This window comes from Yersinia sp. IP36721, assembly GCF_003634395.1.
Taxonomy (GTDB): Bacteria; Pseudomonadota; Gammaproteobacteria; order Enterobacterales; family Enterobacteriaceae; genus Yersinia; species Yersinia entomophaga.
The window spans coordinates 1-4,229 of record NZ_QCZL01000049.1 but is presented as its reverse complement, the minus strand read 5'-3'; the positions used below and the strand labels follow the sequence as shown (position 1 = coordinate 4,229).

The following is a 4,229-nucleotide window of genomic DNA, read 5'->3' as shown; positions in this document are numbered from 1 at the left end:
TATCCGTGCCAGTAAAGTAGGCGAGAACGGAATTAAGCCGGATGTTTGGTATTCGCTGAATGAGAATGGCGAGTTTGTAGAAGCGGAATAACCCCTCCAACTAAATAGGTGAGATATGAAGCACTACTTCATGGTCTTGGATTCGAGAGCGCAAGTTGATAGCAGTAGCGCCGCTGTTCTGGAGTGCCTTGGCAATCATCGTCCATCAATGAAAAGTTTGAGTAAAGACTGGGGGCAGCAAGGCGCTGTGCTCGTGAAATATAACCAATCTGGCAATGAGTTAACGAACGAAGAAATAGTCGCCGTTATACCTTAACCCTTCCCCACTAACTCCCCACTCCCACTACTAAATAACTGACAAATCATCGTCGGTGTTTTGCTGTGGGCTAAACACAAGGAAATGAGCATGGGTATTTTATTTACCAACACAGACACAAACCCCTCAGTTGATAGCGGAAAGTCCAAAGCGGTGAAAATCGGCGACTTCACAATATCAAATTATGCAGACGGAATAATTTGGATTGAATTCGATTCGGCTGGTGACGCTGGGTCATTTGACTTCAAAAAGTTCGAATCCGCCATTAAGTCTTTTTACGAAGCAAACTTATAAGGAAATGAGCATGAGTAATGAAAAAAAGGAACTGGCGCTCGTCACCTTGCCAGCTGAAAAAGTAGATTTGGAAGTTGCGTTACTGAATGACAAATTCATTGATGAGCTGATTGATAACGTTCGCAAGACAGCCGGTTCAGTGGTTGGCGACCTGAATACGGCAAAGGGTCGCGGCGTTTATATCACGATGGCTGACAAAGTGCGTAAATCTAAAGCAGCATTTGAGGTTCGCGCCAAAGAGTTAGTTGCTGAGCTAAAAGCACGGCCTGCTCTGATAGATGCCAACAGAAAAAAGTTTCGTGACGAACTGGATAATATTGCAGTAGCAATCCGAAAGCCGGTTACTGATTGGGAGGCCGAGCAGGAACGTGTCGCAGCCGAAGAAGCTTACTCGGCCATGTGGCAGGAAGCCCATGAAATGGACGCCAGCATTACAGCAGAACGGGCAGCCAAGAAAGAAGCCGATCACGAAATGGCCCTTCTGATGAATGACGCTTTCGACCGTAAACAAGCCGATAAAGCAGCCGAAGACGAACGCAAGCGCATTGCATATGAAGACGAATTAAAGCGACTGGCAGAGAACGCAGCTCGCCTAGCTGCAGAGGAGGAAGCACGGCGCAAGCTCGAAGAGGCTGCTCATCGTGAGTCCGTGTTAAAGGCTCAGGCGGAGCAAGCAGAGCGTGACCGCATTGCAGTAGAACAGAAGGCTGAGCAAGACAAGAAAGATGCAATCGCCAAGGCCGAGCGCGAAAAGCAGGAAGCTATCGCGGCTGAGAAACTTAAAGCACAGCAGGAAGCTGAGCGAGTACAACGTGAAGCCAAGCAGAAAGAAGATGCCCGGCTAGCAGAAGAGAAACGTGTTGCTGATGAAGCGGCCAAAAAAGCAGCCAACAAAGCTCACCAGGCAGAAGTAAATAACACGGCCATGGCCGTGCTAACCGATGCCGGAATTGATGCTGAATGCGCCAAGGCATGTGTTATCGCCATCATCAAAAATCAGAACGCCTCCGCCGCTATCGGTGAGCGCCCACCCATTCAGATCGTCTACTAATCAACTTAATTTTCAGGAGCACCGATGAGCACATTAACTTTATCGGGCAACCGGCTTGTCGGTGGCCCACTGAGCGGCATTTTGTCTATTCAGCATCACCCATCAAACCGACTGACTTCGGCTAGCTTCACTCCGCCACCCAAGAAAGGGTTTCTGGAGCGCCTGATCGAAGCCATTAACCGGAGGCTTGAGCCATGACATACGCAGAAATAACGGCGGCGCGGAAGACCCGTAAGTTCCTCAGCGAGCCAGAGCAGGCGCTGGCCGGAGAGCAGGCGCAGACATGGGATGGCGCACTGAAGGTTCGGAACCTGATAAAGGTTTTCGAAACTCTTCCCGATTTTAGCCGCGAGGCGTTCGATCTGGTTATCGACGAATTCGATTACGAAGAGATTGAGACTGCGCTCTATAACATTCTTCTGGAAACTGCCAAGTGGCAGCGAGCATTAGAAATACAGCGGCACCTGGCTGAACACGATGAGGCAGCATAATGGAACCCGGACTCTATCACGACATTTCAAACGAGGATTACCACTCCGGGGCCGGAGTCAGCAAGTCACAACTGGATGATGTGGCTATTAACCCCGCAATACTTACATGGAAGAAAACAGCGCCAGTAGATACGGAGAAACTCAAGGCGCTGGATATGGGGACCGCCCTGCACTGCCTGTTACTGGAACCAGATGAATTCGATAAGCGATTCATCAAAGCGCCAGAATTCAACCGGCGCACAAATGACGGCAAGGTAGCAGAAAAGGATTTTCTGAAAGAGTGTGAAGAGTCAGGAAAGACGGTAATGGACTTTGAGCAGCACCGGAAACTGGAGTTAATGCGAGGGAGTGCCTTAGCTCACCCTGCGGCGCGGTACTTTCTGGAAGCAGAGGGATATTGCGAATCATCAATTTACTGGCGAGACGAGGAAACAGAAGAACTGTGCCGCATCAGGCCAGACAAGTTTCTTCGAAGTCAGCCAATCATCATCGATGTGAAAAAAGTCGCTGACATGGATCGCTTCTCTCGCCACATCGAAGAGTTCCGGTATCACGTGCAGGACGCCATGTACCGGGACGGTTACCTGAATCACTTCAACGAATACCCCACTTTTATTTTTCTTGCCGTTAGCGAAACCATCGACTGTGGCCGGTACCCGACGCGGGTATTCCAGCTTGATGCCGATGACGTTGCCGCCGGGCACGAACTCTATCGCAAGAATTTACAGACCTATCACGAATGCCGACTCAGCAATGAATGGGGCGGTGTAGAAACCATTTACCGCCCGGCATGGGCAAGGAAAAAAAACAATGACTGACATCGCCAATATCGAACTCAGCAATGAACCCGCCATTACCAATGCAAACGTGGCGATTTTCAGCCCTCAAAACCTGATGGCAATTCAGAACTTTGCAACACTTATGGCAAGCGGGCGATCAACTATCCCGTCTCACCTCGCTGGAAATAAAGCGGACTGCATGGCAGTGGCAATGCAAGCTGTTCAGTGGGGCATGAACCCATTCGTAGTTGCTCAAAAGACTCACGTTGTTAGCGGCACCCTGGGTTATGAGGCGCAGCTCGTTAACGCGGTGATTTACGCAATGGCACCTACAAAAGACCGGATTCATTATGAATGGTTTGGCCCATGGGAAAACGTGATCGGCAAGTTCGCAGAAAAAGTTTCAAAGAACGGCAATAAATACATAGCACCAGACTGGACTCTGGCAGACGAGAAAGGCTTAGGGATTCGAGTGTGGGCGACGATGAAGTGGGAGGATGAACCGCGCGTTCTTGAGCTTCTTCTGTCTCAGGCTCAGGTGAGAAACTCCACCCTGTGGGCAAGCGACCCTAAGCAACAATTGGCCTATCTAGCCGTTAAGCGCTGGTCTCGCCTTTACTGCCCCGAGGTTATTCTCGGCGTTTACTCTACCGATGAATTGGACGGAAAACCAAAGCCTGAGCGAGATGTAACCCCGCGCACCAATGCCGACCTGAACAAGATGATCAACACCAAGAAAGCGGAGCCAATCGAGGGCGAACTGGAGACGACAAAAGTAGATGAGCGCTCACCTGATGCCCTGCTTGCTGACTTCACCAACGCAGCCAGCAACGCAAAGTCAGTTGCAGATCTGGAGAAATTCTTCAAATACAGCCAGCGTGTCCTCGCTAGCCACCCCGACCAGCTGGAAAAGGCGATCGACATTTACAGCATCAGAAAAGCTGAGATGGAAGAATCCGTGGGGTAACAGATATATGGATAATCCGCATGGAAACATCACGGTAGGCGCGGTGACGCTACCTTATTCCCGAATACATCATGGATGGATTACCCCGAAGAACCGCATTGAACGGAACCCATTTAAAGCGCAATTGATTGCGGAGCGGTTCAACTCATGCTTGAAGCTATCAGTCGCTGCTAACGGACTGGTGGCTTAAATCCCTTACCCCTCCACTTAACCGGCAGCCAGTCTGCTGAGGAATAGTTGTGTCAAAAATTCGGGAAGCCATCAACAAGGCACTCCAATACAGAGCCACTCCATCCGAGTGGCTTTTAATATTGTCGGTAATACTCGCTAT

General features: G+C 50.0%; 7 protein-coding genes. All 7 read left to right on the top strand.

What is annotated here, in order from left to right; translation table 11 throughout:
* The first annotated feature begins 406 nt into the window (after positions 1–406).
* The 7 genes from DBA33_RS19885 (at position 407) to DBA33_RS19860 (ending at position 4,088) form a co-directional block, all read left to right on the top strand.
* Positions 407–610: a hypothetical protein gene (locus DBA33_RS19885; RefSeq protein WP_120807074.1), complete on the top strand. Its 204-nt coding sequence runs from the start codon at positions 407–409 to the stop codon at positions 608–610.
* A gap of 10 nt (positions 611–620) precedes the next feature.
* Positions 621–1,661 (top strand): hypothetical protein, encoded by a 1,041-nt coding sequence (locus DBA33_RS19880; RefSeq protein WP_120807073.1) that lies wholly within the window; start codon positions 621–623, stop codon positions 1,659–1,661.
* A 24-nt stretch (positions 1,662–1,685) separates the two neighbouring features.
* Entirely contained in the window at positions 1,686–1,859 is a 174-nt protein-coding gene (locus DBA33_RS20750; protein ID WP_162975250.1) for a hypothetical protein, read from the top strand.
* Positions 1,856–2,152 carry a hypothetical protein gene (locus tag DBA33_RS19875; RefSeq protein WP_120807072.1) on the top strand — a complete coding sequence of 99 codons (297 nt, stop codon included), beginning with the start codon at positions 1,856–1,858 and terminating at the stop codon, positions 2,150–2,152. The genes DBA33_RS20750 and DBA33_RS19875 overlap by 4 nt, the downstream gene beginning before the upstream one ends.
* Positions 2,152–2,970: a PD-(D/E)XK nuclease-like domain-containing protein gene (locus DBA33_RS19870; protein WP_120807071.1), complete on the top strand. Its 819-nt coding sequence runs from the start codon at positions 2,152–2,154 to the stop codon at positions 2,968–2,970. The genes DBA33_RS19875 and DBA33_RS19870 overlap by 1 nt, the downstream gene beginning before the upstream one ends.
* Before the next feature lie 76 nt (positions 2,971–3,046).
* The gene (locus DBA33_RS19865) at positions 3,047–3,898 is read left to right on the top strand and encodes a RecT family recombinase (RefSeq protein WP_240442737.1); all 852 of its coding nucleotides are present in this window, start codon (positions 3,047–3,049) and stop codon (positions 3,896–3,898) included.
* A 7-nt stretch (positions 3,899–3,905) separates the two neighbouring features.
* Positions 3,906–4,088, top strand: coding sequence for a DUF1317 family protein (locus tag DBA33_RS19860; protein WP_120807069.1), 183 nt, complete (start codon positions 3,906–3,908; stop codon positions 4,086–4,088).
* The last annotated feature ends 141 nt before the right edge of the window (positions 4,089–4,229 follow it).

Excerpts from the sequence above, each read along its gene's own strand:
- DBA33_RS19885 (WP_120807074.1), top strand. The coding sequence starts at position 407 with ATGGGTATTTTATTTACCAACACAGACACAAACCCCTCAGTTGATAGC.
- DBA33_RS19880 (WP_120807073.1), top strand. The coding sequence starts at position 621 with ATGAGTAATGAAAAAAAGGAACTGGCGCTCGTCACCTTGCCAGCTGAA.
- DBA33_RS20750 (WP_162975250.1), top strand. The coding sequence starts at position 1,686 with ATGAGCACATTAACTTTATCGGGCAACCGGCTTGTCGGTGGCCCACTG.
- DBA33_RS19875 (WP_120807072.1), top strand. The coding sequence starts at position 1,856 with ATGACATACGCAGAAATAACGGCGGCGCGGAAGACCCGTAAGTTCCTC.
- DBA33_RS19870 (WP_120807071.1), top strand. The coding sequence starts at position 2,152 with ATGGAACCCGGACTCTATCACGACATTTCAAACGAGGATTACCACTCC.
- DBA33_RS19865 (WP_240442737.1), top strand. The coding sequence starts at position 3,047 with ATGGCAATTCAGAACTTTGCAACACTTATGGCAAGCGGGCGATCAACT.
- DBA33_RS19860 (WP_120807069.1), top strand. The coding sequence starts at position 3,906 with ATGGATAATCCGCATGGAAACATCACGGTAGGCGCGGTGACGCTACCT.